Origin of the sequence: Bradyrhizobium sp. ORS 111, from assembly GCF_045571485.1 — a bacterium.
Classification (GTDB): domain Bacteria; phylum Pseudomonadota; class Alphaproteobacteria; order Rhizobiales; family Xanthobacteraceae; genus Bradyrhizobium.
On the sequence record NZ_CP120701.1, the window covers coordinates 1674129 to 1695919 of the forward strand.

Genomic DNA, 21791 nt, shown 5'->3' on the forward strand with positions numbered 1-21791 from the left:
TCATCGCCTCGCGAGCAGGCCCTGCGGCCGCAGCGCCAGCACCAGCACCATGATCAGGAAGGTGACGACGATGGCGTAGGTCGGGATGTAGACCGAGCCGAGCTGCTCGGCGAGACCGATGATGACGGCGCCGAGTGCTGCGCCCGGGATCGAGCCCATGCCGCCGACGATCACCACGACCAGCGAGGCGAGCAGGAAGCGGGTGTCCTCGCCCGGCGACAGCGACTGGAAGGTGCCGCCGACGACGCCGGCGATTCCGGCGAGGCCCGCGCCGAGCGCGAACACCAGCACGAACACGAGCTGGATCCGCACACCGGTTGCGGCCAGGATGTCGCGGTCGTCGACGCCGGCGCGTACGATCATGCCGATCCGGGTGCGGTTGAGCGCGAGCCACATCGCGATCCCGATCACCACGGAGGCGGCGAAGATCACGAGCCGCACCAGCGGATATTGCAGATAGACCGGCTCGCCGGAGGATTTCACCGCGGTGAGCAGCGGGAGCTGCACCGGGCCGATCAGCCAGCTCGGCGTCTGGATCTGGTAGAAGTCGCCGCCGAACACCCAGAGCATCAGGTCGGCGAACACGATCGACAGCCCGATCGTCACCATGGTCTGGCGGAGATCCTGTCCCTCCATGCGGCGGAACACGGCGAGCTGCAGGACCACGCCGACCAGTGCCACCGCGATGAAGGCAACGATGAAGCTCAGGATCCACGAACCGGTCCAGGCGCTGATGGCGTAGCCGATATAGCCGCCGAACAGATAGAGCGATCCGTGCGCGAGGTTGACATTGCGCATCAGGCCGAAGATCAGCGTGAAGCCGCTGGCGACCAGGAAGTAGAGCCCGCCGAGCGTGATGCCATTCAGCACCGCGTTGAGGAACACGCGCTTGCGGCCGATCGCGGCTTCGAGCCCCGGCGGCCAGATCGCGAAGATCAGCCACAGCAGCACCGCGATCACGATGATCGCGATCAGCGCCCAGGCCGGATGGCGTTCGATGAACCGGGTCATCTCCGACGCGTTCCCTCAAGCCGCGTCCTCTCACGGGGCGCGTTTCGGGCATCCTATCGAGGGCGAGGGCGGCGGATTTGATCGAGAGTATCTTTTATCGCGCGAGGAACTCCCTCAGGGCCGTAACACCTTGGCGGCGCGGCGGTAGTCGGTCGGGGCCATGCCGACATTGGCGGCGAAGAAACGGGTGAAGCCGCTCTGCGAGGAGAAGCCGAGATCGAAGCCGATATCGGCGATCGGGGACTCGGTCGCCACCAGCGCGTCCAGGGCCTGCTCCATGATCAGCGTGTTCATGTAGAGATGAGGGGTGACGCCGGTCTGGGTGCGGAACAGCCGGTAGAAATGCGGCCGCGACAGGCCGGCTTCCCGCGCGATCGCATCGAGCTCGATCTCGGCGCCGGGGCTTTCCGACATCAGCTTGATCGACTTGCGGACGCGGAAGTCCGTGATCGCCGCCGCCGCGCGCGCCGCCTGCGCGGCCTGCCAGCTTTCCTCGTAGCAGGACTCGATCAATTGCCTGAGCTCGCTATCGAGGCTGCGCAGCGATGGCGCGCCGCACACCAGGGCTGCCGTGCGGCGGATCAACTTGTCGAGCGCCTCGGTGCGGGGAAAGAAGGTGCGGCCGAAGCGCAGGTTCTGCGCAGTCGCCGCTGCGGGCGCGAACCATTCCGCATTGACATAGAGCACGAAGAAGATCGCGCCGTGCTCCGTGTCCGATGGCAGAAAGTTGTGCGGCTCCCACGGGTTGACCGCGACCACGCTGTCGTCCTTGAGCAGCCAGCGCTGGTCCGAGACGTCTATTTGCGCCGGCGTGCCACCGACGTGAAAGATCAGGTGCCCTTCGCGGTGCGCATGCACGTTGAAGGGGCGGTTCAACTGATAGACCGTCGCGCGACCGAATCGGCCGTGGAAGACGGCAAGCGCCCTGCTCATGCCTCCCCTCCCGCGGGATGTTGTTGTCTTTTCGACAAGCGTTCAACATCCGCCAACGGAAAGCAAGGGCGAGCAGAGCGTCCGATACAACCGCGTCGCCGCCACGGCCGGCTTGCCCGCACTGCAACAAATACGTCAGTACTTCTTGCACTCCGGGATCGTGCGGCTGGGCAGGCCGATCTTGGCGAAGGTCGCGGGATCGTAGCCCAGCGTCTGGTTGACGTTCGGGATCACCTTCACGACCTTGCTGAACAGCGCGCCCTTGCCGTCGTCGACCACCTCGGTGACAAAGTTGGTGCCGATCGCCTGGCGGTTCGAGTCGAGCTTGATCTTGCCGTTCGGCGCGTCGATCTCGATCTTCGCCAGCGCGTCCTTGAGCTTGGCCTGGTTGTTGGAGAGGTCGCCATTGACCTGCCGCAGCGCCAGGATCAGCGCCATCGTCGAGTCGTAATAGTTGGTCGCCAGCAGCGACGGGCTCGGGAAGCGCTTCGCCGGCGGGAAGGAATCCTGGTAGGCCTTCACGAATTTCTGCCAGTTGGGATCGTCCCAGGTGTCGGCCTGGCCGCTCGCTGCGATGGTGCCGATCAGCGCGTTCTTGGCGCTGCCCTTCGACGACAGGATGGTCTGGTCGATCATGATCGAGCCGCCCATCAGATGCGCCTTGCCACCGGCCTGCTGATACTGGTTGAGAAAGTTGACGGCGTCGGCGCCGCCGAGCCCGAGATAGATCGCGTCGACATCGTCAGGCAGCGCGGCGATCACGGAGGCGAAATCCTTGGTGCCGAGCGGCACCCATTGCCGGCTGGTGACCTGGCCGCCGGCGCCGCAGAATTCCAGCACCAGCCCGAACACCTGGGTGTAGATGAAGGAATAGTCCTCGCCGACCGTCGCGATCTTGCGATAGCCCTTGGTCTCATAGGCGTATTTGCCGAGACCGACCTGCCACTGCGCACCATCCATGTTGTAACGGAAGAAGTTCGGCGCCGGGTCGACATAGGTCGCTTCCTGCGCGCCGGAGGCGGCGTTGACGAAGGTCAGCTCGGGATGGGTTTTCGCGAAATTCTTCACCGCGATGCCCTCGTCGCCGGACAGCGGCGACAGCAGGATCTGCACCTTGTCCTGCTCGATCAGCTTGCGCACCGCGCGCACCGCGGAGTCCGGCGTCGCGTCGGTCGAGGCGACGACGAAGTCGAGCTCCTTGTCGCCGATCTTCTTGCCGAGCACGTTGAGCGCAGTCTGGAAGCCGCGCATGCCGTCCTCGCCCAGCACCGTGTAGGTGCCCTCGAGCGTTGCGGTAACGCCGACCTTGATCTTCTCCTGAGCGAACGCCGTGCCCGAAAGCAACAGGCTGCCCAACGCTATCAGTCCCACACTGCCCTTCAACATTGCTCTCCTCCCTGCTGTTGTCGCCGGCGTCCGCGTTGTCAGGCGCAGACGTCCGGTTGTTACGCGCAAGGCTAGCCGATGGCGGGCGCGACGCGGATGTCGTCGCCCTCAGGCGGCTTAACGGGCAGTCTCATTTTGCTTGCTGCGCCGCAACGAGGTTGGTCGCGGCAATGTCGCCGGGAAGCGCCAGGTCCCGGCCTCCGCCGGGACGACGGCGAATGTGTTGCACCGCTGGTGAGTCAGACATCGCGTTCTCGCGACATGAATAGTCCGAGCTTTGCATCTCGTTTCGCCCTCGCATCGGACAGAGGGCGCAGGGAAAGCCCTTTCTTCCATGCGATATTGCCGGCCCATCGCGTCAATCAATTTCTGAGCGCGCGCCGCTGTGTTGGCCCATCTCATGCCGCCTTCAGCCCAGGGATACGCCTGCCTTTGCGCGGCTGATGCCGAGGGTCACAATGCGATGCAGCAGATCCGGGTAGTCCAATCCGTCATGCTGAGCCGCCGTGGCGAACTCCTGGCTCTTCGCGATTTCGGGATTGGGATTCGCCTCGATGAAATACGGAACGCCATCGGCAGAGAGACGAAAGTCGATGCGCGCGTAGCCGTCGAGCCCCAGCGCCCGGTAGATGCGTTTCGCGGTTCGCTGGATACGCGCGGATAGTTCCGGCGCAAGATCCTCGGCTGGTCCATCGACAATTCCGACGCGTTCCTGATAATCGGGATCGTGTTTGGCTTTCTCGGTGGCGATGTGCCGGGCGCCGCGACCGCCCATGCTGCCGAATTTCAATTCCCAAACCGGCAGAACGCGCAGCCGGTTGTTGCCGAGCACACCGACATAGAGCTCGCGCCCCTCGATATACTGCTCGGCGATGGCGGCAGATCCGATCCGCTCGTGGATGAAGGCGACGCGCTCCGCGAGCTTCTCGTCCGTGTCGACGATGGAGGCCTGCGAGATACCGAACGATCCATCCATGTTCAGGCTCTTGACAATGAGCGGCAGCGCGAGGCGCGCCGGCCGTTTGACCTTGTGGCGCATCGGGAACACGGCGAAGGCCGGCACGGCGATCCGGCGATGATGCACCAGCGTCTTGGACAGATCCTTGCCCCGCGCCAGGATCAGGCCGCGCGGGTTGCACCCGGTATACGGGATCCGCATCAATTCGAGATAGCTGGCGATGTGCTGGTCATACACGACCTCGTAGTGGAATTCCTCCAACAGCGTGAACACCACATGCGGCTTGAAGCCTTCGATCTCGTCGCGCACCGGCTTGATTTCCTCCTGTGCGCCGAGCGGGCGAACTTCGTGGCCGGCCGCGCGCAACGTGCTCACGACGTCGTATTCCGTCTTCCACGCGTTGATCTGCTGCGCGGTGTATCCATCGGTCGAGTCCGGAGGCACACAGTCCGGATGCATGAGCACGAGAATGCGAAGGCGTCTCATAGCGCGATCCATTTGCGCCGCGACGGCCCGAACAGCGCGTGCATGGTTTTGGCGGTCAACAGCACGGTGAAGTTGATCACGAGCTTCTGTTCCGGGCCGACGGCACGCAGGTCGAGCTCGCGGCAGCGAGAGATCATGTCGTCAAGCACAGAATCGAGCGTCAACTGGTTCTCGCCTGTCCACCGCGCGACGAGCTGCCGGATTTGGGCGCGGTGCCGCCTGATGAAGGCCGAGGCCGGCCGCCCCCGCCGATGCAGCGGATCGGCGGAAAACAGCCGGGAGAGATCGCGGTCGTAGGTCTTCGGTGGCGTGAAGGCGTAGAACGCCTGCTTCTTCTTGTAGTGCTCGCCGAGCGTTTGGCTGAGCTCATGCAGCGGGTCGACCCGCTCTCGCGTCGTGACCAGCGGTCGCTTCCCTGCAATCTCAGCCATCAACTCGTCGACATATTCGAGCTTCTTCAGCGCCGGCCATCCGGCATACCGCGTCCGCCAGTTCGAACGCGGCCGCAGCCACACCGCGAAGGTTTCAGCGAAATCCTCGTCCGGGTGGCTCTGCGCGTACCAGCGCCGAAGATGCTGGACATAATTGCGGCTGGCCGGATTGGGCCGGTAGTAGCGCGGGTAGTGCTTCGACGACGGGCCGAACAACTTCTGCCAACGCCTGCGGCGTTGCAGTTGATAGCCATGCTGCATGGCATGGCCGGCCTCATGACGGAGAATGGCCATGCACTCGGACCAGGCGCCTCCCTCGACATCGAGCATCATCTTCTTCTCGAGCTTCATCAGGCGGGGATGAGTGAGATAGAAGGGGATGGCAATGCCGGGCACGTTTGCCGGACTGAACCATTCGCTCGATATCCAGGCATGCGGCCGCAGCCGGATGCCCCGCTCCTCGAGCTCCTCATAGAGGGTGCTGAGACAATCCTCGAGCCAGGTGCCCTCGACCGCAACCCTCAAACTGCTGAGCCGTTGCTTGAGCAACTGCTCATCCGACAGTTCTTCCCAAGCATATCTCCGGCGCGGCATAGGACCCAGAAGTCGTGACAACCGATATTTGAATGGTGTCACAGGTTGCCGCAGGCAACAATCACTGAGTGCTCGCGCCGCGGGCCCTGCCGCGTCACCGGCGTGATCGGATGCTACTGCGCCGCAGCTATCGACGTGCTCGTCGAGCCGGCCAGGGTCGATCTGGGGTGGCAGGCTTACGCGGCATGCGACGGTCTGGCGCGAACCGGGCGGCCAAACCGAAATGCGTCGACGGGGGCGATCTCTCCATCGAGCCAATCCTGTTCGCGCGCCAGAGCCCTCCAGGAGTCTTCCATGCGCTTGAAGAGAGCTTTCGTCTGCTTGTTGTTTGAACGCCGGGCGAGCTTGGAACAGATCACCGCGTTGTCCAACAGAAGCTGCGACCGTTTCATGGAAAGTCCCTCCTGTCCTGTTCAGAAGAAACGTAGGCAATCGGGCAAGGCCGTTCAACGAATCCTCCATGACCATTTCGTAACGCTCGTGAACGCGTGTTCATCGCGACGTTTTCGGCCAAGAATATTTGCAGGGAGATGTCGGCGTCCCATGATCGCGTTCGTCGTTCCGATGTCCATCCAATGAAGTCCAGCTCAAGCGAGGAGACAGACGATGCGTGTCATGGTGATCGTGAAGGCGACCGAACAGAGCGAAATGGGGATTCTGCCCACGACCGAATTGTTGGAGGCAATGGGGAGGTACAACGAGGAGCTCGCCAATGCCGGCATCCTGCGCGCTGCCGATGGCCTCAAACCCTCATCCCACGGCAAGCGTATCGCGTTCGACGGCACCGGCCGTACAGTCACCGATGGGCCGTTCGCCGCGACCCGCGAACTGGTCGCCGGCTTCTGGCTCTGGGAGGTCAAGGACACGGACGAGGCGGTCGCCTGGGTGAAGCGCTGCCCAAATCCGATGGCGGGACCAAGCGAAATCGAGATCCGGCCGTTATATGAGATGACCGATTTTCAATGAGACGTCGGCGCCGAGGACGACTGAAATCGATCACTGAATGCGAGCTCGCCGGCAGCAACAGTGCCGGCGAGCTTCGCGGCGCTCCACTCGACTTCGAGCGGTTCGCCGGGACGACTTAGTGAGCCAAACATCGTCACATCAAGGACTGCGGGTCCGGCGCAGTCGTGAGGCTCAACCGCATGCTCGCGAAGGCAAGCGCAAAAGCATTATCGTGCAAACCGGCGAGGGGGCAACGGCCGTCCAGCGTAATAGGGATTGAACAGACAGGTCGCCGGAATTCCCGTGGCGGAGGCCTGGCACTGATTGAACGAGGTGAAGATGCAGTCCATTCGCTCGCCGATCAACGTACCGTAAACATGCATGCAGACCGGGTAGCGTGGATCATACATTTGCGCAGATGCCGGTCGTGTCATCCAAAGCGCGCTCAGTGCAAGCACCAGCGCTCCAACTAACTTCACATCAGGTCTCCCGCCGTTCGTCGCGAGCTTTCATCACTCGCTCTGGTGCATGATAGTCTCAGTGTTACGCTTTGATCCAGTCCCCGGGGAACGGACCCGCCCGGCTAAATCTCTCCGTCGTCCTGGCGAAAGCCAGGACCCATTACCACTGCAGTTGGTTGGACACGAGAATGTGGCCCGAGCGTCGTGCAACAGTGACCATTTGAGGTAACGGGTCCTGGCTTTCGCCAGGACGACGCTGGGGATAGTTCTCGCTCGACCACCGGGATCGTCGATCTGTCAGGTCACGGCTTCGCGCGCTCCGCGAGCGCAGGGACGATCTGGCGGGAGATTGCGATGGATTGGATAGAGCGTTGGGGCCCGCCGGGTATGAACCGGCGAGCCTATGTAGTGTCCGAATTTCGTCGGGCTGTCTGTGCTCAGGCCGTTTTAGCGAAGAGCGTCAGGATGCCGTTGGTGAGATTGACCGCGACGACTTGTGACGAGCTGAGGCCCTTTGCCTTGAGCGCCGATACGGCCTCCGGCGACGCGTCGACCGATTGCTGAAGCTTTCGCAGATCGTCTTCGCTTGCCTTTGCGACGACATTTTCGACCTTCGTGCGCAGCTCGGGCTCAAGGTCCTTGATGTTGACGACCTGTATGCTCCGGATGACGGTGGACTCGTCAGACTGAGACTGTGGCGGCGTCTTGGGTTGGGTTCCTTGCGTCTGCCCCCAAGCAGGCGTTCCGAGGGCGAGCGCCGCAACGATGACGGATGCGGTGGAGATCCGCATGAGCATTCCTTTCTTGGCTTGGTTTGACCCCCAACGCCGGCCAGAACGCGCCGTCCCTGCATATCGTTCCGGATCATATCGCGGCCCGCGACGCAGGATATCGAGATCGGCTTCGCGAAAAGCCACAATTCTCCATGCGGCCAAGCTGATTCTTGATGAGGCCAAGCTGATTCTTGCAACGTTCCCATCGCACTAGCCGAGATCCGAGAACTCTGCTCATTGGAGTTCACGCCAGCTTGACTCAGGATTGCTGCCCGCCCAGCGAATGCCCCTTATGGGCTACGCGCAGGTCGCGGTGACCGGTCAAGCCGAAGCGGACTTCGGAACCGGCCGCGTGGGCCGCATGGGCGACAGCTACCCGTTCAGCATTGACAGAACAATGCGAGCAAGGTCCGCCGTCCGCTCCACCAATCGATCTGCGCCGGCCGCCTCGAGCTCATCCCGGCTGCCATATCCCCAAAGCACGCCAACGCCGCGCATCTTGACCGCGTGAGCGCCGGCGATGTCATGCCGGCGATCTCCGACCATGAGGCTGTGCGAGGCACGGATATCCCGCTGTTCAGACAGGATGTGGGCGAGCAACTGGGGCTTATGGTCGAGCTGGCCGCCCGGCACCGAGCAGTAGATGCCGTCGAAATACGTTGCGAGTTGCAGGTTCTCCAGGATGCGCCGCGCAAACACGTCGCGCTTCGACGTTGCCAGATAGAGTCGCAAGCCGGCTTGCCGCATGTCGCAGAGCGCATCGCCGATTCCGGGGTAAGGCTCGCTTCCGAGCAGACCGCTTTCGCCGTAGTGCTGACGGTAGGCCGCCACGGCTTGATCGAGCCGGTCGTCACCGTGCGGCCGCAGCAGGGCCTGCAAGATGTCTTCGAGCGGCGGTCCGATCGCGCGCCTGATCTCGCGCGCATCACCGGGCTCGTGTCCGAGCGCACGCAGAGCGGCCGAGCAGCTCGCGACAATGCCCGGCTGTGAATCGACGAGCGTTCCGTCGAGATCCAGGAGCACGGAGCGGGCCATCGGCATACTCGACCATAGCGGCCGGGTGCGGGCGAGTAAACGCTTGCTCCTGGCAACCTCGGCCCTGGATCAAAGGTGGATGTGGACCAGGTCTGGGCGTTGCGCGTGCCGGCGGTTACGTCATTTCGAGATCTCCTCGAGCTCGCGATCGAGCGTGCGCGGGCCCCATCCGGCGATGGCGACGACCACGATCAGCATGGCGCCGGCGATCAATCCGAACACGCCCCTGGTGCCCGCGGTCTGCAGGAAGAAGCCGATGATGAAGCTGGCAAAGATCGCGCTGAGCCGGCTCAGCGAGTAGGTGAACCCGACCGCGCGTGCCCGGATCCGGGCCGGGAACAGCTCGGCCTGATAGTTGTGAAACGAGTAGGAGAGGATATTGTTCGAAAGCGTGATCAGCACACCGAACAGGATGAGCAGCGGCATGGTGCCCTGATACGAGAACAGCATTCCGAAGATGCCGATGCAGCAGGCCGCGGCGACCAATTGCCACTTGCGCTCGAACTTGTCGGCGAAGCTCATGGCCAGCAACGGCCCGAACGGGTTGGCGATCGCGATGATGAACGAGTAGAGCAGGCTCTTGCTGACATTGATGCCGGTCTGTTGCGCGATCAACGTCGGCACCCAGGCCGCGAAGCCATAGAAGCCGAACGTCTGGAAGAACTGGAAGACCATCAGCATGAAGGTGCGGCTGCGATAGCGTGGCGCGAAGATCTCGGCCAGGCGTCCCAGGGGCTCGGCCTTCTCCACGGCATGGCTTCCCGGTGTCGCCAGCGCCGCGCCCTTGAGATCGTCCCGGACTTTCTTTTCGATCGCGGTCGTCACCGCATCGGCCTCGTCGAGCCGCCCCTGATTGATCAGCCATCGCGGGCTCTCCGGGACCGAGCGGCGGATGAACCAGACAAAGAGCGCGCCGGTCGAGCCGATCAGGACCACCCAGCGCCAGCCATCCACGCCGAACGGGCTGATCGGTACCAGCATGTAGGAGATAAACGCCACAATCGGCACGACCGAGAACATGACGCCCTGATTGAAGGCGAAGGCGCGGCCGCGCATCGATTTGGGCACGAGTTCGGACACGTAGGTGTCGATGGTGACGAGCTCGACGCCGATGCCGATGCCGGCGATCAACCGCCACAGGCTGACGCCAAGCCCGGTGTCCTGAAACGCCATCACGAAGGTCGCCGCGCTGTACCACAGCATCGAATAGGTGAAGACCGTCCGGCGTCCGTATTGATCGGCGACATAGCCGAACGCGCAGGTGCCGATGAACAGGCCGGTGAAGGTTGCCGCGACGAACAGCGCCGGGCCCGCGAAGATGCTGACGGACACGTCCTTGAGCAATCCCGCCTTCAGAAGACCGGGAACGATGTAGGCGGTCATGAAGAGATCGTAGAGCTCGAACATGCCGCCGAGCGAGAGCAGCGTGATCATCATCCAGACATGTCGCGTGCCGGGGAGCCGATCCAGGCGAGCGAGGATATCCGCGGCGCGCCCTTGGGCGGGCTGGTCGATTGTCGACATTGGGCCTCCCGTTATTTTTTATGGCGAGGGACGCAGCCTACGCCGACCCCGCCATCGGGGCGACTCATCAAAGCGGAGGGGGACCAAAATTCCGGCGCAGTTGGCGATGGAAAAATGCGGAGAGGGGATGGAATGCGGGCTCACGACTCGTGATCGACGAACAGCCGCCAAATGCCCTCAAACAACGCCATGCAGACGAACAGCGTCGACGAGGTCAGCAGAATGCCCACCGCGAGATGATGATACGGGGCCCCCTCGGTCACTCCGAATCCGATCAGCGATGCGCCGATCAGACACGCCCAACTGACGAGCGCGCGCCAGGATTCGCGGATCAAGCCGGACAATGCGCCCGCCGTCGTCGGCTTCTCCGGCTCGGACGGGGCGGTTCGCTGCTCTCTGGTCATGGGCGTGTGACCCGTCGTGAAGCATGCACGCCACATCCTGCGCTACAGGGACATCATCCCGGTGCACTGGTGCGGATGATCGGCGGATTTTGTGCCGGCAAGCGTTCGAGATAATGCAGCGCTGCCTTGAGTTGGCTGTCGTGATCACTACCGATCAGTTGTTCCTTGATCGGCGGCGAAGCGGTTTGGGCGGACGTGCTCTTGGTACCCGGCGTCGCGTCGGATCTCGGCAGCGTTCCGGGATTGGCGAACGCACCGTGGAGCTGGGCTTCGCGCCAGACCAGCGCGTTTGCGACCTGCTCGTCCTTGGCCGCCTCGACGACGACATCGGGCGTGATCCCGTCGCCCTGAATCGAGCGGCCGGATGGCGTGTAGTAGAGCGCGGTCGTCAACCGCAGGGCGCCGTGATCCTTGATCGGGATGATGGTCTGGACCGATCCCTTGCCAAAGCTCTGCGTTCCCATCACGGTCGCGCGGTGGCGATCCTGCAATGCGCCGGCGACGATCTCGGAGGCCGAGGCGGAGGCGCCGTTGACGAGGACCACGACGGGCGTGTCCGGCAGCAGCGCACCCGTTGCGGGAGCCGTGAACGATTGATCGTCATTGCCGTTACGGCCGCGGATCGAGACGACGGTGCCGCCGTTCAGGAAATCGCTGGAGACGTCGACTGCGGATGCCAGCAGGCCGCCGGGATCGTTGCGCAGGTCGAGGACGAGACCGGCCAGCTTGCCGTTGGCCTCGTGCTGCAGCGTCGAGATGGCCTGGTGCAGTTCGTTCGGCGTCTCCTTGCCGAACTCGCTGATCCGCACATATCCCATCTCATTGGCTTCGAGCCTCGACTTGACGCTATGGATCGCGATGACCTGACGGGTGAGGGGCACGTCGAAGGGCGGCTTGCCGTCGCGCTGGATCGTCAACCTGACGATCGTTCCGGGTGTTCCGCGAATCTTCCTGATCACCTCCATCAGGTCAGCGCCATGCGTGCTCTGCCCGTCGACGGAAACGATCGTATCGCCCGGCTGCAAGCCTGCATGGGCGCCCGGCGTGTCGTCGATCGGCGAGAGAACAGTGGGCAAGCCGTTGTGATCGGTGATTTTGAGGCCGATGCCGCCGAACTTTCCGCTGATGTCTTCCTTGGACTCGCGGAATTCCGGCTCGGTCATGTAGGAGGAGTGCGGATCGAGACGGGACAGCATTCCCTTCAGGGCCGCGTCGGTGAGCTGGCTCGAGTCGACCGGGTGGACGTAATCTTGCTGCACGAGCTGCATCACGCCGGCGAGAAGTCCGAGGTCGGCCGTCGAAGGGCCGGCAAGAACGCGTGGCGCCAGACCGAGGCCGATGGCGGCGGCCGATGCGGCGCAGGCGATAGCGATGGCGCGATGAGATCTCTTCATTGCTTGCTCGTCCAGTGAATGCGCTTAAGACGCGAGCGCGCCGCGGAGGCCGCGGCGACGCAGCAGATATTGGTCGTGGTCTTTGATGCCATTCGCGGCTTTCCGATAGCGGCTCCGGTGCTGCCACCGAAATTTGATCGCATCCCGGTGATCGAGCACGCCGTCGCGCTTGGAGAATACGCGACGGCGGGCCAGCCGTCATCCCTGGCTGATCGGCATCGCGACGAAGTGTGTATTGTCCGACGTCTTGACCCGCATCAGGACATCATGCTTGCCGTCGGACTTCGCTTCCGAGAGGGCGCTGCGAAGGTCGGCTGCGGAACTGACCTCATTGCCTCCGACGGACAGGATGACGTCGCCGGACTGCAGGCCGTGCTCGGCTGCCGGACCGCCCGGCTCCACCGCCGTGACCACGACGCCCTTGTCGCCGGCACCTCCGACATCGCCCGCGGGGGCAACCGACAGGCCGAGATGAGGAATCCCTTTCGGCGATCCTTGCTCGGTTTCGTCCGCCCGCGCGACCTTGGTGTCGTTCGGCATCTTGGCCAGCGTCACCGTGACCGTCTGCGTCTCGCCCTTGCGCAGGATATCGAGCTTCGCGGTGCTGCCCGGAGCCATGCCCGAAATCTCGCGCGCGAGCGTTCGCGAGTCCTTGACCGCGTTGCCGTTCACCGAGGTAATCACGTCGCCGGGGCGGATGCCGGCTTGTGCCGCCGGCGTGTCCGGCCGGACCTCGTCGACCAGCGCGCCCTTGGCCTGCTTCAGGCCGAGGCTCTCGGCAATGCCCGTGGTGACCGGCTGCACCTGCACACCGAGCCAGCCGCGCGTCACCGTGCCGTGCTCCTTGAGCTGGGCGACGATCATCTTCACCGTCGGTGCCGGCACGTCGAAGCCGATGCCGACCGAGCCGCCCGAGGGCGAATAGATCGCGGTGTTGACGCCGATGACGTTGCCGTTGGTGTCGAAGGTTGGCCCGCCGGAGTTGCCCTTGTTGATGGGCGCGTCGATCTGGATGTAGTTGTCATAGGGGCCTGCGCCGATGTCGCGTCCCTCGGCCGAGATGATGCCGGCCGTCACGGTGCCGCCGAGGCCATAGGGATTGCCGACCGCTACGACCCAGTCGCCGACCCGAGGAACCTGGCTTTCGAGATTGACGTAGGTGAAGTCGTTCTTGCCGTCGACCTTGATCAGCGCAAGGTCGGTCTTCGGATCGGTGCCGATCACCTTGGCGGCATAGATGGTGCCGTCGTCCGTCGTGACTTGCACGGATGTGGCGTGATCGACGACGTGATTGTTGGTCACGGCATAACCGTCCGCCGAAATGAAGAACCCGGAGCCGACGCCGGTGATGACCTCGTGACGCTGCAGCTTGCCGCCCGGGGTGCCGTCGAAGCCGAACTGGCGGAAGAATTTTTCGAAGGGCGTGCCCTTCATCGACGGCGGCAGGTTCTCAGCACTGGGACCAGTTGTATCGCTCCCTTCGTCGAGCTTCACGCGCACCGAAATGACCGCCGGCTTGACCTTCGCGACCAAGTCCGCGAAGCCGGCGGGACCCTGTGTCTGCAATGTCGGAGTAGCGGCAAAGGCTTGCTCGACAAGTCGGCCGTGCCCCAACGGCCCTGCGATCGCGAGCGCGCCGCCGATCATCGCAACGGAGCCGAGCAGCGCGAGACGTCGGGCCGATAAGATCCTGTGACGCAATTTGGTGTTGTCGTCTGGCATGATGTTTCTCCCGGGATTGGTTGCCTGATATGGCTGGGGAGAAACCTATCGCCGCCGCATTACCGTGTCCTGTCGAGAGCATTAATTCGCGGGATAGGTTGCTAAATTCGCGGTAACGCTCGGCGGGGACGACACATCCGAGATCGCAGGTGAGAACACGTGCCGTAGAGGCGATGCGTCCTGCGCTGATCTCCGAATTCCTAGGCCGTTCGCCGCATATCAAGCGCGGCACCTTTCGGCCGACGCAATGTGAGTCTGTCGGGCGACGCGATGTGAGATCGCGTCTGGCGCGCTTGCCCGTCCCGTCGCTTGCCTAGCGTGCGCCCGCTTGCCGAGGTTGAATCGTCGCAATGCCACCCGGTATCTGAATACGCGAGTAGATCTGGCTCGACAGCAAGTTGTCGCGCGGCGGGCCGCCGCATACGCCGTAATCCGGCGCAAAGGACGCGCAGCAATCGGTCCGTTCGATCGCCGCGACGTGCATCTCAACGCTCGGCGATCAAGATCGTAAGCCATTGTTTTCGAAGCAGTTGGTCGCGTCCCGCGACCGCTCCAGAGCCCCGCGCGGCACTCTCGTTCAAATCCGGCCGGTCCGCTGTCAGCACAATTCGAGGTTTAATTTCGTTCGATTATCGCGCAAATCTACCGATCGGCGATTCAAACAGCTTTAGGATTTGTCGCGCTACCCCCGGTTGTGGGACGCAGATGTCCCATCGTTTCGGAAAGTAGAAAAGGGTACAGCGATGAAGGCTATTTGCGTTGAGTTCTTTAAGGATGAATCGGGGGCTACCGCCATCGAATACGGGTTGATCGCGGCGGGCATCGCGGTTGTGATCATCGGGGCGGTCAAGGGCGTCGGCACGCAGTTGATCGACGTCTTCGGCAAGGTCTCCACGGCTTTGACCCCCGCCGCTCCCCCCAGCGGCGGCTAGTCAAGCAAATCGAATACTGACCAAGCGTTCTCAGCGCATTGTGGCTGGTCAGTTGGCAACGCACCGGGTGGTGACCTGCCCTGTTCACCCGGTGCGTTGCATTTGCCAACCTATCGACCGAGGGCATGTGTGCATCGCGACGTTTGCCGCGCGCTGCTGCCCCGGGACTCATTGATGTCCGCCCTCACGAACAAGCGACCGCCTGCGAGGCAATCGTTTGGCGCTCGAGCAGAATCGTGAAGCTCGCGCCATTGAATCGCCTCGCGGTTCTGATCCTCCTCCATTGATATTTCTCCCTAGACGCCCGACCGATCGTCGCGCGGCGCAATTGGATGTGTCCCATGCCGGAACGCGTGGCCGGGTGGTCAAGTTGTCCGCGGGAGCCGGGGTATATCGACAGGGAGGTCCCGTTGTCCAAGGCAATGCTGCACAAGATGATCCTGCTTGGCGTCGCGCTGTCGCCGATCGCGGCGCATGGTGAAAGCCCGGAGGGGATGACAAGGGTTGGGCCTGCCCTCGAAACAGTCAAGGCATTCCAGGATGACTTCCGGCTGGTCGGCATCGGCGTCTCGGCGAAGGGCCGTGTGTTCGCGACCGCGCCGGCAGGCCGGGCCCGATCGGTTTACAGCATGGTCGAGGTCAATCCGAGAACGGGCGAGCTGAAGCCTTATCCCGACGCTGCCTGGAATAAGTTCGACGAGCAAGGCAACGGCAGCTCGCAGTGGATCTCGGTCCAGGCCCTTTGGGTGGACCGAAGGGACCATCTTTGGGCGCTCGACTCGTCATTGTCCAAGGTCGATCAGGAGCGCCTGCCGCCGAAACTGGTCGAGTTCGATCTCTCGACCAACAAGGTCATCCGGCAATATGACTTCAGCGGCGTCGTGTCCGCGAAGGACTCGCTCAACGACGTGCGCGTCGATGTCGTTCACAACTTCGCTTATCTGACCAATGCGGCGAACAAGGGCAGCCTGGTCGTGCTGGATCTGAAGACCGGCAAGGCACGGCAGGTGCTGGTTGGCGACCGTTCGACGTTTGCCGATCCCAAGCAGCATCTCATGATCGGCAAGGACGCCGCGTTGCGCACCGATGGATCGGTGGTTGCGATCCATGCCGACGGCATCGCACTCTCGCCGGATTCGCAATGGCTCTATTACCGGCCTTTGACCGACCACAATTATTGGCGCGTACCCACCGCGGCGCTGCGTGATGACCGGCTGTCCGACAGCGAGCTTGCCAGGAAGGTCGAATATCTCGGCAGCTCCGTGTTGAGCGGTGGCCTGATCATGGACAGGCGCGGCACGCTCTACGCCGGCGATCTGGAGCACGGCAGCGTCGTCGCCATCACGAGGACGCCGAGCCATACGCTCGCGACCAAGGTCTTCGTTCGTGATCCCGGAAAGCTTTCGTGGGCCGACGGCTTTGCGATCAGTCAGGGCTACCTCTACATCGCCGATTCCCATTTGTGGGAAGTCGCCTTCAAGAACAACCTGCCGCGCTCGGGCCCGTTTACAATTTTCAGGACCAAGCTACCCGAGCCCAATATCCGGAAGCGACGACGCTAGGAACTGCTGAGGTCCCATGGGGCCACAGGTCTTTCGCATGAACGTGCGCAGCCGACCAGGGCGGCATATGGGCCTCGTGGTTCGAGACGCGCCGCAAGCGGCGCTCCTCACCATGAGGGTCTACTATTGTGCCGCAACACAAGACCTCATCCTGAGGAGCCCGCCAAAGGCGGGCGTCTCGAAGGATGGCCGCAGGGCTTTTCTTCCAAATGCGGTTGCCCTACATGGGTCCGGATGCCGGCGCTCGACGGATGCCGAGAAGCTGCTAGACACTGCCCCATGAGCCGCAACGTCCACTGGTTGAACCTGGAATACTGCACGTTGTTTCGCACGAGGAACGACGGGCGAATAGAACGCGAGAACGATCCGGACTGTTCGCGTGGACCGCGATTCTGGCTGGCCGGTTGCGCGGATGGCAACGTGTTCGGAGTGCATGCCGATCTGCCTGACAACCTGGCAGCGGAATTGGAAGCCCTCGCCGCAGACGAGCCGCCGTTCATCCACCCGGCGTCACCGAAATATCTTGAACGCTATCTGTCGCTGCTCCACGGTGATCGTCCCGCGACCGCCGATTTGGGTCTGATCTACGAATTGCCGTGGGCGCATCCGTATCCGGGCCGCGCGCGGCTCGTCAGCAGCGATTCCGAGGAAGGGCGAGATCTGATCCGATCCTGGGCGGCGGACGGAGTTCCGGAAAGCTTCATTGAACTCGGCTTTGGTCGGGCGGCGGACTTCTGGACACCCTGGTGCGCCGCCATTGTTGATGGTGACGTCGCCTCCGTGGCGTTTGCGGCGCGGCTTGCCGAGGCCGGAGCCGAACTCGGGCTGGTGACAGCGAAGCCGTTCAGAGGTCGAGGCCTCGCCGCCGCTGCGACGGCCGGATGGTCGCGGCTTCCCGAACTTCGCTCTCGCACCCTGTTCTACAGCACGGGCCGAGGCAACGTCGCCTCGCAACGCGTTGCCGCTCGCCTCGGTCTCCGGCTTCGCGGAGCCAGCTTGCGGATCTCGTAGGACACGATAGCGGGTGATCGCTGCGAGTGAGCTGCGTCATGACCTGACGGCGCAGGACGAGGGTGCGTGGCTGCCGTGTCGGCAGGGCTGGCACGTGGCGCCGAAGCCGTTCCACTGGCATTCTCGATGTCCGCAGCGTATAGTTTCGCGGGGGTGTTGGCGGTAACGGAATGTCGATCTTCTCACGCAAATGCGGTCTCGCAATCGTGTTGGCGACGCTGTGTCTCGGCGGCCGCGCGGCTGACGCTCAAACCGGCCCGGTGCCATATTGGACCCCGGGCTCGCTGTTCGGCTTCGGTGCCAGTCTCGCCGACGGCCAAAAGGCGGACACCTACGGGAACTTCCCGAGCTTTGGCGAAGGCGGCTCCGCCTATCTGAACGGTAATCGTCCCGAAGGCTGGTTCGTCGGGAGCGAAGCGGGCCGCTTCGGCTTGAGCGGTCTCAACCAGGCTGGAGCGTTCGGCTCGTTTGATTACCAGGGCTCGCGGTTCGGCTATAACTTCAAGGGCGCGGATGGATCATCACCGGTCACGTTCTACGCCGGGTTTGATTCGCTGAAATACAACGCCCCCGGCATCGGCGGACCGATCGCGCCGTTCAGCACCGCGTCGGGCACCAACGCCGGCTATGCGGCGCATGCAGGTATCGAGTATCGGCCGACATCGAATGTGAGCTTGTCGTTCGGGGTTGGTTACACGCAGTTGCAATCGGAACGCACGGACAGCGACATCAATTCACCGCTGCTGCCGGGCCAGTCTCCGATTCTCTTCGGCGGCCGCTAAAGCTGACGAGTTGAATTGAACTAGAGCGGCAACGGAGACTCACCTCTCCCAAGGGAGAGGTGGACCTCCGGCACCGGCTCTCGATCTCATGACGGGCCGGTGGTCAGTCCTTGTACTCGCAGCCAAGCCGCTGCAGTGCCTCGTCGACCCAGCGGCGGTCGCTGGTGCCGGCCAGGATCTGCTGGATGGCCTTTTCCTCGCTCGCCTTCTTGGCCTCGGTCAGCTTGCAGATCTCCTCGGCCTGGTCATACGGCACGCACAGCACGCCATCGTCGTCGGCCACGATGAGGTCGCCGGGCTCGACGATCATGCCGTCGATCGAGATCGCGCAATTGATCTCGCCGGGGCCGTCCTTGTAGGGGCCGCGATGCGCGACTCCGGCGGCAAACACCGGGAACGATCCGGCGCGGATCGCGCCGGCATCGCGGATCGAACCGTCGATCACGAAGCCGGCGACGCCCTTCTTCTCGGCCATCGTCGACATGATCTCGCCGATGATGGCGTTGACCAGCACGCCACCGGCATCGACGACGATGACGTCGCCCGGCTGGGCGAGGTCGATGGCCTTGTGGACCATCAGATTGTCGCCGGGCCGCGTCTTGACGGTCAGCGCGGGGCCGCCGAGCCAGCCGCCGGCATGCATCGGACGCAACCGGTTGGTGCCCGCGATCCGCGACATGCTGTCGCTGATATTGGCGACCGGGAGCGTGCGGAAGCGCGTGACCAGGTCGGGCGATACCTTTCGCTTCGCCTTGTGAATTGCAAATCCTATGGCCATCGATTTTCTCCGGGGTCTGTGATGATCGTTGAAGTCAATTGTTTTGCGATGAGTCCCTCATGGTGAGGAGCGCGGAACGCGCGTCTCGAACCATGAGGCCCCGCCTGGGGCCTGCATCCTTCGAGACGCCCTGCGGGCTCCTCAGGATGAGGGGATGGAGTGCCGGTCGCACAGCGACACTACTGCGCGCGACGTGCGAGATGGGCGTTGAGGCGAGGGTAGACGCGGCGGGCGTTGCCTTCGAATATCTTGGCCTTGTCTTCCGCGCTCAGGGGCAGCGCGTCAATATAGCGGCGGGTGTCGTCGAAATGGTGCCCGGTCTCCGGATCGATGCCGCGCACCGCGCCGACCATCTCGGACGCAAACAGGATGTTCTCGATCGGGATCACCTTGGTCAACAGCTCGATGCCGGGGAGGTGGTAGACGCAGGTATCGAAGTAAACGTTCTTCAGCAGATGCTCCGACAGTGGCGGCAGCTTCATGTCCTGCGCCAGACCGCGGTAGCGGCCCCAGTGATAAGGCACCGCGCCGCCGCCATGCGGGATGATGAATCGCAGGGTCGGGAAGCGCTTGAACAGGTACGATGTCAGGAACTGCATGAAGGCGGTGGTGTCGCCGTTGAGGTAATGCGCGCCGGTACCGTGGAAGCAGGGGTTGCAGGACGAAGAGACATGGACCATCGCCGGCACGTCGAGCTCGACCATCTTCTCGTAGAGTGGAAACCACCATTCATCGGTCAGCGGCGGATCGCACCAGTAGCCGCCCGCCGGGTCAGGATTGAGGTTGCAGCCGACGAAGCCGAGCTCGTTGACGCAACGCTCCAGCTCCTCGATACAGTTGCTCGGCTGCACGCCTGGGCTCTGCGGGAGCTGGCAGACCGGGACGAAGTTGTCCGGAAACAGCGTGCAGACCCGATGCACCAAGTCGTTGCAGATCTTGGTCCATTCCAGGCTGGTCGCAGCCTTGCCGACGTGATGAGCCATGCCGGCGGCGCGCGGCGAGAAGATCGTGACGTCAGTGCCGCGCTCCTTCTGCAGGCGAAGCTGCGCGCCCTCGACGCTGTCGCGGATCTCGTCGTCGGTGATGCCGAGATTGGTCGAGAGCGGGCGCCGTGACTTGTCGGCGAGACCGGCGAGCTGCTTGTCGCGGAAGGCGTGCAGCTTGGGCGGCTCGGTGGTGTAGTGGCCGTGGCAATCGATGATCATGATCTTGCTCTCTCTTTCAGTGCGCAACGGATGACGGGATCGCTGCCGTCAGCTCCGCCTCGCGGGGTTTGACGCGCATGGTGGCGGCGATCGCGGAGGCGATGACCAGGAAGCCGGCGATCCCGACCAGCGCCCATGAGAAGCTGCCGGTGGAGTCCTTGATCAGGCCGATGCACCAGGGGCCGATCAGGCCGCCGAATTGCGCGAGCGTATTGACCAGCGCGATCGACGCGGCGCCGGCGGCGCCCGTCAGCAGCGAGGCATTGATGCTCCAGAACAGCGGGTTGCCGGCGTTCAGGCTGAAGCCGGCGATGCAGAGGAAGACGAAGGCGAGCACCGGGCTCTGGACATAGGCGCTGCCGAGCATCGCGATGGCGGCGAGCAAATAAACCGCGGCGAGATGAAACTTGCGGTCGCCCGTCCGGTCCGAGCTGCGGCTCACCACGATGGTGCCGACGACGCCGAGCAGCGGCGGGATCGCGGAGAGAAAGCCGACCTCGATATTGCTGAGGTTGCCCATGCCCTTGATGATCTGCGGCAGCCATAGCAGCAGGCCATAGATGCCGACCAGCGCGCAGCCGAACAAGGTCGCGAGCAGCCAGACCCTGATGTCGAGGACGCAGTCGATCAACCTGTGCTGTCCTTGTTGCTCGATCTCGGCCCGTTCGGCGGCGAGCTCACCTTCCAACCAGTCGGCCTGCTCGCGAGTGAGCCAGCTCGCCTTGGCGGGACGGTCGGTCAGATAATAGAGCGTGAACAGGCCGAGAAGAATGGTCGGGACGCCTTCGGCGATGAACATCCATTGCCAGCCGTGCAGCCCGGCGGCCCCGTCGAACCAGGTCATGACGCTCGTCGAGATCGGGCCGCCGAGCACCGCCGAGAACGAGCCTGCGATGATGTATCCGGCAACCGCACGGGCGCGATAGCGCGGAGGAAACCAGTAGGTGAGATAGAGCACTACGCCCGGCATGAAACCGGCTTCCGCCACGCCGAGGCCGAACCGCATGACGTAGAGGCTGAGCGGATTCCAGACGAAGGCGGTCAGGGTTGCGACGAGGCCCCAGGTGATCAGGATGCGCGCCAGCCAGATCCGGGCGCCGAGCAGGTGCAGCATCAGATTGCTCGGAACTTCGAGCACCATGTAGCCGAGGAAGAAGATGCTGGCCGCGAAGCCGAAGATCGCGGGGCTGAGGCCCAAATCCTTGTTCATGGTCAACCCGGCATAGCCGAGATTGATGCGGTCGAGATAGTTGAAGAACATCATCACGAACAGGATCGGGATCAGCCTCCAATACACGCGCCGGATGGTTTGCCGCTCCAGCTCGCTTGCAGGTGAATAGGCCATTGACTTCCTCCCTTATTATTATGATGTCGCCGGCGACCGGCGCGCGCAGTTTTCCGGGAGATCGCCAATCGGCTGCGGCGCGATCGCATGGCCGATCGGCGGTGCGCGCAGTGCCGCTT

General features: G+C 63.3%; 21 protein-coding genes. 5 read left to right on the forward strand and 16 right to left on the reverse strand.

Features of this window, described 5'->3' with window-relative positions:
- From P6U30_RS07775 to P6U30_RS07800, 6 genes are all read right to left on the reverse strand, one after another.
- Nucleotides 1-1011, reverse strand: a complete 1011-nt coding sequence (locus P6U30_RS07775) for a branched-chain amino acid ABC transporter permease (protein ID WP_407168831.1) — start codon at nucleotides 1009-1011, stop codon at nucleotides 1-3.
- 114 nt (nucleotides 1012-1125) lie between these two features.
- Nucleotides 1126-1944 (reverse strand): AraC family transcriptional regulator, encoded by an 819-nt coding sequence (locus P6U30_RS07780; protein ID WP_407168832.1) that lies wholly within the window; start codon nucleotides 1942-1944, stop codon nucleotides 1126-1128.
- A 135-nt stretch (nucleotides 1945-2079) separates the two neighbouring features.
- Nucleotides 2080-3330 (reverse strand): ABC transporter substrate-binding protein, encoded by a 1251-nt coding sequence (locus tag P6U30_RS07785; protein ID WP_407168833.1) that lies wholly within the window; start codon nucleotides 3328-3330, stop codon nucleotides 2080-2082.
- Nucleotides 3331-3739: 409 nt separating this feature from the next.
- Nucleotides 3740-4774, reverse strand: a complete 1035-nt coding sequence (locus P6U30_RS07790) for an ATP-grasp domain-containing protein (RefSeq protein WP_407150787.1) — start codon at nucleotides 4772-4774, stop codon at nucleotides 3740-3742.
- The gene (locus tag P6U30_RS07795; protein WP_407168834.1) at nucleotides 4771-5754 is read right to left on the reverse strand and encodes a putative zinc-binding metallopeptidase; all 984 of its coding nucleotides are present in this window, start codon (nucleotides 5752-5754) and stop codon (nucleotides 4771-4773) included. Before P6U30_RS07795 ends, P6U30_RS07790 begins: the two co-directional genes overlap by 4 nt.
- Nucleotides 5755-5975: 221 nt before the next feature.
- The gene (locus P6U30_RS07800; protein ID WP_407168835.1) at nucleotides 5976-6191 is read right to left on the reverse strand and encodes a hypothetical protein; all 216 of its coding nucleotides are present in this window, start codon (nucleotides 6189-6191) and stop codon (nucleotides 5976-5978) included.
- Nucleotides 6192-6405: 214 nt separating this feature from the next.
- Here P6U30_RS07800 and P6U30_RS07805 point away from each other — a divergent pair, with 214 nt between their 5' ends.
- A complete protein-coding gene (locus P6U30_RS07805) occupies nucleotides 6406-6765 on the forward strand; it encodes a YciI family protein (RefSeq protein ID WP_407168836.1) in 360 nt (119 codons plus the stop codon).
- Nucleotides 6766-6971: 206 nt separating this feature from the next.
- Here P6U30_RS07805 and P6U30_RS07810 read toward each other — a convergent pair whose 3' ends face one another.
- From P6U30_RS07810 to P6U30_RS07840, 7 genes are all read right to left on the reverse strand, one after another.
- Nucleotides 6972-7178 (reverse strand): DUF3551 domain-containing protein, encoded by a 207-nt coding sequence (locus P6U30_RS07810; RefSeq protein WP_407170397.1) that lies wholly within the window; start codon nucleotides 7176-7178, stop codon nucleotides 6972-6974.
- 464 nt (nucleotides 7179-7642) lie between these two features.
- Nucleotides 7643-7996 (reverse strand): hypothetical protein, encoded by a 354-nt coding sequence (locus tag P6U30_RS07815; protein WP_407150791.1) that lies wholly within the window; start codon nucleotides 7994-7996, stop codon nucleotides 7643-7645.
- Nucleotides 7997-8350: 354 nt separating this feature from the next.
- Entirely contained in the window at nucleotides 8351-9019 is a 669-nt protein-coding gene (locus P6U30_RS07820) for an HAD hydrolase-like protein (RefSeq protein WP_407168837.1), read from the reverse strand.
- Nucleotides 9020-9133: 114 nt separating this feature from the next.
- Nucleotides 9134-10537, reverse strand: a complete 1404-nt coding sequence (locus P6U30_RS07825; RefSeq protein ID WP_407168838.1) for an MFS transporter — start codon at nucleotides 10535-10537, stop codon at nucleotides 9134-9136.
- A 140-nt stretch (nucleotides 10538-10677) separates the two neighbouring features.
- Nucleotides 10678-10941 carry a hypothetical protein gene (locus tag P6U30_RS07830; protein ID WP_407168839.1) on the reverse strand — a complete coding sequence of 88 codons (264 nt, stop codon included), beginning with the start codon at nucleotides 10939-10941 and terminating at the stop codon, nucleotides 10678-10680.
- 53 nt (nucleotides 10942-10994) lie between these two features.
- Nucleotides 10995-12335, reverse strand: coding sequence for a S41 family peptidase (locus P6U30_RS07835; protein WP_407168840.1), 1341 nt, complete (start codon nucleotides 12333-12335; stop codon nucleotides 10995-10997).
- A gap of 198 nt (nucleotides 12336-12533) precedes the next feature.
- Complete coding sequence (locus tag P6U30_RS07840; protein ID WP_407168841.1) at nucleotides 12534-14057, reverse strand: Do family serine endopeptidase; 1524 nt, start codon at nucleotides 14055-14057, stop codon at nucleotides 12534-12536.
- Nucleotides 14058-14800: 743 nt separating this feature from the next.
- On the opposite strand from P6U30_RS07840, the gene P6U30_RS07845 reads away from it, so the two are divergent.
- The 4 genes from P6U30_RS07845 (at nucleotide 14801) to P6U30_RS07860 (ending at nucleotide 18344) form a co-directional block, all read left to right on the forward strand.
- Nucleotides 14801-14989: a Flp family type IVb pilin gene (locus P6U30_RS07845; protein ID WP_407168842.1), complete on the forward strand. Its 189-nt coding sequence runs from the start codon at nucleotides 14801-14803 to the stop codon at nucleotides 14987-14989.
- Nucleotides 14990-15399: 410 nt separating this feature from the next.
- Nucleotides 15400-16551, forward strand: coding sequence for an L-dopachrome tautomerase-related protein (locus tag P6U30_RS07850; protein ID WP_407168843.1), 1152 nt, complete (start codon nucleotides 15400-15402; stop codon nucleotides 16549-16551).
- 279 nt (nucleotides 16552-16830) lie between these two features.
- Nucleotides 16831-17562: a GNAT family N-acetyltransferase gene (locus tag P6U30_RS07855; protein WP_407168844.1), complete on the forward strand. Its 732-nt coding sequence runs from the start codon at nucleotides 16831-16833 to the stop codon at nucleotides 17560-17562.
- Between the two features lie 170 nt (nucleotides 17563-17732).
- A complete protein-coding gene (locus tag P6U30_RS07860; RefSeq protein WP_407168845.1) occupies nucleotides 17733-18344 on the forward strand; it encodes an outer membrane protein in 612 nt (203 codons plus the stop codon).
- Nucleotides 18345-18447: 103 nt separating this feature from the next.
- On the opposite strand, the gene P6U30_RS07865 is transcribed toward P6U30_RS07860, so the two are convergent.
- From P6U30_RS07865 to P6U30_RS07875, 3 genes are all read right to left on the reverse strand, one after another.
- A complete protein-coding gene (locus tag P6U30_RS07865) occupies nucleotides 18448-19122 on the reverse strand; it encodes an RraA family protein (protein ID WP_407168846.1) in 675 nt (224 codons plus the stop codon).
- A 179-nt stretch (nucleotides 19123-19301) separates the two neighbouring features.
- Complete coding sequence (locus P6U30_RS07870) at nucleotides 19302-20327, reverse strand: amidohydrolase family protein (protein ID WP_407168847.1); 1026 nt, start codon at nucleotides 20325-20327, stop codon at nucleotides 19302-19304.
- A gap of 16 nt (nucleotides 20328-20343) precedes the next feature.
- Nucleotides 20344-21672 carry an MFS transporter gene (locus P6U30_RS07875; RefSeq protein WP_407168848.1) on the reverse strand — a complete coding sequence of 443 codons (1329 nt, stop codon included), beginning with the start codon at nucleotides 21670-21672 and terminating at the stop codon, nucleotides 20344-20346.
- Nucleotides 21673-21791: the final 119 nt, after the last annotated feature.

Bases quoted from the DNA above. Each gene is read 5' to 3' on its own strand.
- P6U30_RS07775 (WP_407168831.1), bottom strand. From the start codon at position 1,011: ATGACCCGGTTCATCGAACGCCATCCGGCCTGGGCGCTGATCGCGATC.
- P6U30_RS07780 (WP_407168832.1), bottom strand. From the start codon at position 1,944: ATGAGCAGGGCGCTTGCCGTCTTCCACGGCCGATTCGGTCGCGCGACG.
- P6U30_RS07785 (WP_407168833.1), bottom strand. From the start codon at position 3,330: ATGTTGAAGGGCAGTGTGGGACTGATAGCGTTGGGCAGCCTGTTGCTT.
- P6U30_RS07790 (WP_407150787.1), bottom strand. From the start codon at position 4,774: ATGAGACGCCTTCGCATTCTCGTGCTCATGCATCCGGACTGTGTGCCT.
- P6U30_RS07800 (WP_407168835.1), bottom strand. From the start codon at position 6,191: ATGAAACGGTCGCAGCTTCTGTTGGACAACGCGGTGATCTGTTCCAAG.
- P6U30_RS07805 (WP_407168836.1), top strand. From the start codon at position 6,406: ATGCGTGTCATGGTGATCGTGAAGGCGACCGAACAGAGCGAAATGGGG.
- P6U30_RS07810 (WP_407170397.1), bottom strand. From the start codon at position 7,178: ATGACACGACCGGCATCTGCGCAAATGTATGATCCACGCTACCCGGTC.
- P6U30_RS07815 (WP_407150791.1), bottom strand. From the start codon at position 7,996: ATGCGGATCTCCACCGCATCCGTCATCGTTGCGGCGCTCGCCCTCGGA.
- P6U30_RS07820 (WP_407168837.1), bottom strand. From the start codon at position 9,019: ATGCCGATGGCCCGCTCCGTGCTCCTGGATCTCGACGGAACGCTCGTC.
- P6U30_RS07825 (WP_407168838.1), bottom strand. From the start codon at position 10,537: ATGTCGACAATCGACCAGCCCGCCCAAGGGCGCGCCGCGGATATCCTC.
- P6U30_RS07830 (WP_407168839.1), bottom strand. From the start codon at position 10,941: ATGACCAGAGAGCAGCGAACCGCCCCGTCCGAGCCGGAGAAGCCGACG.
- P6U30_RS07835 (WP_407168840.1), bottom strand. From the start codon at position 12,335: ATGAAGAGATCTCATCGCGCCATCGCTATCGCCTGCGCCGCATCGGCC.
- P6U30_RS07840 (WP_407168841.1), bottom strand. From the start codon at position 14,057: ATGCCAGACGACAACACCAAATTGCGTCACAGGATCTTATCGGCCCGA.
- P6U30_RS07845 (WP_407168842.1), top strand. From the start codon at position 14,801: ATGAAGGCTATTTGCGTTGAGTTCTTTAAGGATGAATCGGGGGCTACC.
- P6U30_RS07855 (WP_407168844.1), top strand. From the start codon at position 16,831: ATGAGCCGCAACGTCCACTGGTTGAACCTGGAATACTGCACGTTGTTT.
- P6U30_RS07860 (WP_407168845.1), top strand. From the start codon at position 17,733: ATGTCGATCTTCTCACGCAAATGCGGTCTCGCAATCGTGTTGGCGACG.
- P6U30_RS07865 (WP_407168846.1), bottom strand. From the start codon at position 19,122: ATGGCCATAGGATTTGCAATTCACAAGGCGAAGCGAAAGGTATCGCCC.
- P6U30_RS07870 (WP_407168847.1), bottom strand. From the start codon at position 20,327: ATGATCATCGATTGCCACGGCCACTACACCACCGAGCCGCCCAAGCTG.
- P6U30_RS07875 (WP_407168848.1), bottom strand. From the start codon at position 21,672: ATGGCCTATTCACCTGCAAGCGAGCTGGAGCGGCAAACCATCCGGCGC.